Raw genomic sequence first — 2,722 nt, forward strand, 5'->3', positions numbered from 1 at the left:
TCGGCGCGGCGGACCACGTCGGGCAGATCCTTGGTGCGGCTGTGCGCGATGGTCACGGTGCAGCTGTCGCCCAGCAGCAGCTGCGCCATCGGCTTGCCAACGATGTTCGAGCGTCCGATCACAACCGCATCCATGCCCGACAATGAGCCATGGTGGTCGCGCAGCATCATCAGACAGCCCAGCGGGGTGCAGGGCACCATCGATTTCTGACCGGTGCCCAATAGGCCCACGTTGGAGATATGGAACCCGTCCACATCCTTGGCCGGGTCGATCGAATTGATCACCAGATCCTCGTTCAGATGCTTGGGCAGCGGCAATTGAACCAGAATGCCATGCACAGCCGGATCGTTGTTCAGCTTTTCGACCAGCGCCAGCAGGTCCTCTTCCGAGGTATCGACATCCAGCTTGTGCTCGTACGAGTTCATGCCGACCTCGACGGTCATCTTGCCCTTGGAGCGGACATAGACCTGACTGGCCGGGTCTTCGCCGACCAGAACCACGGCCAGGCCGGGGGTGATGCCGTTTTCCTCTTTCAGCTTTGCAACCTGATCGGCCACTTGCGCGCGCACTTTGGCCGCAAAGGCCTTGCCGTCGATAACCTGCGCTACCATCCTTTGATCCCTTCTTTCAAAAACGGATCGGGCGCGTGAAGCGCCCGGTCATTCAGTCCGGGCCGAGAACACGTTCCTCACGTGCAATCGACCAGTCAATCAACATGCGCCACAGTCTTTCGGCCAAATCCGGATCCATTCCCAGCTCGGCCGAGCTTGCGCGCACGCGGTGCACCACGTCTTCGACACGGTCCGGAATACGGGCAGGCAGGCCCTCGCCCGGCTTCAGCTCGGACGCGCGGTCAATGTAGCCTGCGCGCGCCACCAACATTTCGATCAGTTGGCGGTCCAGCTTGTCGATCTGAACCCGCAGATCCTGCATCGTTGCACAGTCTTGCGGCGGTGTCAGAGTGGGCATCGCGATCTCCTCATGGCCCGGGAAAACCCCGGACCACGAGATGTCCTATTCGGCGGCTTAGAACAAGCCCTCGATCTCACCTGCGTCATTGAGGCAGATGGTTTCCGCAGCCGGTTTGCGTGGCAGACCGGGCATGGTCATGATCTCACCGCAGACAACCACGATGAAGCCGGCACCCGCGCTCAGGCGCACCTCACGCACCGGAACTGAATGGCCGGTGGGCGCGCCGCGCAAGGTCGGATCGGTCGAGAACGAATACTGCGTCTTGGCCATGCAGACCGGCAGATTGCCGTATCCGGCCTCTTCCCATTCACGCAGCTGGTTGCGGATCTTGTTGTCGGCCAGAACCTCGTCGGCGCGGTAGATGCGCTTGGCGATGGTTTCGATCTTCTCGAACAGCGGCATGTCATCGGGATAGATCGGTGCGAAGTTGGCACTGCCGCCTTCGACGATCTCGACAACCTTCTCTGCCAGCGGCGCAGAGCCTTCCGAGCCCAGCTCCCAGTGACGCGACAGAACCGCCTCAACCCCATGCTCGGCGCAATAGTCGCTGACCGCCTGCACTTCGGCATCGGTGTCGGTGACGAAGTGGTTGATGGCAACCACAACCGGCACGCCAAAGGATTTCACGTTCTCGATGTGACGGCCCAGGTTGGCACATCCCGAGTTGACCGCGTCGACGTTTTCCGCACCCAGATCGGCCTTGGCAACGCCGCCGTTCATCTTCATCGCACGCACGGTGGCAACCAGCACCACTGCAGACGGCGCGATGCCCGCCTTACGGCACTTGATGTTCATGAACTTCTCGGCACCCAGATCGGCCCCAAAGCCAGCCTCAGTCACAACGTAGTCAGCCACTTTCAAAGCAGTCTTGGTGGCAATGACCGAGTTACAGCCGTGCGCGATATTGGCGAACGGGCCACCGTGGACGAATGCCGGGTTGTTTTCCAGCGTCTGCACCAGGTTCGGCTGCATCGCGTCTTTCAGCAGCACGGTCATTGCGCCTTCGGCCTTGATGTCGCGGCAGTAAACAGCAGTCTTGTCGCGGCGATAGGCCACGATGATGTCACCCAGACGCTTTTCCAGATCCTTCAGGTCGTTGGACAGGCACAGGATCGCCATAACCTCGGACGCCACGGTGATGTCAAAACCGGTTTCGCGCGGGAAGCCGTTCGACACACCACCCAGGGACGCCGTGATCTGACGCAGGGCGCGGTCATTCATGTCGACAACGCGACGCCATGCAACGCGGCGTACATCGATCTCGGCTTCATTGCCCCAGTAGATGTGGTTGTCGATCATCGCCGACAGCAGCGAATGCGCCGAGGTGATCGCGTGGAAATCCCCGGTAAAGTGCAGGTTCATTTCCTCCATCGGAACAACCTGCGCGTAACCGCCCCCTGCAGCGCCGCCCTTCATGCCGAAGTTCGGGCCCAGCGAGGCTTCGCGAATGCAGATCATCGCATTCTTGCCAATGCGGTTCAGACCATCACCCAGACCAACGGTCGTGGTCGTCTTACCCTCACCCGCAGGCGTCGGGTTGATCGCGGTGACCAGCACCAGCTTGCCGTCTTCTCGACCCTGAACCGAGTTGATGAACTCCTGGCTCACCTTCGCCTTGTCATGGCCATAGGGCAGCAGATCAGCAGAATCGATGCCAATCTTAGCGCCAATTTCCTGAATAGGCTTCTTCTGCGCCTCGCGCGCAATTTCAATGTCCGATTTATAGCTCATTGGGCAAAACCCCCGGTTG

Annotated in this window: 3 protein-coding genes; all 3 read right to left on the reverse strand. The window is 60.3% G+C overall.

Going from position 1 to position 2,722, the window contains the following annotated elements; genetic code table 11:
• On the reverse strand, positions 1-611 hold a 611-nt coding region (locus QMP16_RS23440; RefSeq protein WP_282154376.1), incomplete at its 3' end, for a tetrahydrofolate dehydrogenase/cyclohydrolase catalytic domain-containing protein.
• 52 nt (positions 612-663) lie between these two features.
• Positions 664-969 (reverse strand): chorismate mutase, encoded by a 306-nt coding sequence (locus QMP16_RS23445; RefSeq protein ID WP_058272292.1) that lies wholly within the window; start codon positions 967-969, stop codon positions 664-666.
• Between the two features lie 57 nt (positions 970-1,026).
• On the reverse strand, positions 1,027-2,703 hold the full coding sequence (locus QMP16_RS23450; RefSeq protein WP_058276920.1) for a formate--tetrahydrofolate ligase: 1,677 nt from the start codon (positions 2,701-2,703) through the stop codon (positions 1,027-1,029).
• Positions 2,704-2,722 lie beyond the last annotated feature (19 nt).

Origin of the sequence: Ruegeria atlantica (assembly GCF_947495585.1) — a bacterium.
Taxonomy (GTDB): domain Bacteria; phylum Pseudomonadota; class Alphaproteobacteria; order Rhodobacterales; family Rhodobacteraceae; genus Ruegeria; species Ruegeria atlantica_G.

Bases quoted from the DNA above. Each gene is read 5' to 3' on its own strand.
- QMP16_RS23445 (WP_058272292.1), bottom strand. From the start codon at position 969: ATGCCCACTCTGACACCGCCGCAAGACTGTGCAACGATGCAGGATCTG.
- QMP16_RS23450 (WP_058276920.1), bottom strand. From the start codon at position 2,703: ATGAGCTATAAATCGGACATTGAAATTGCGCGCGAGGCGCAGAAGAAG.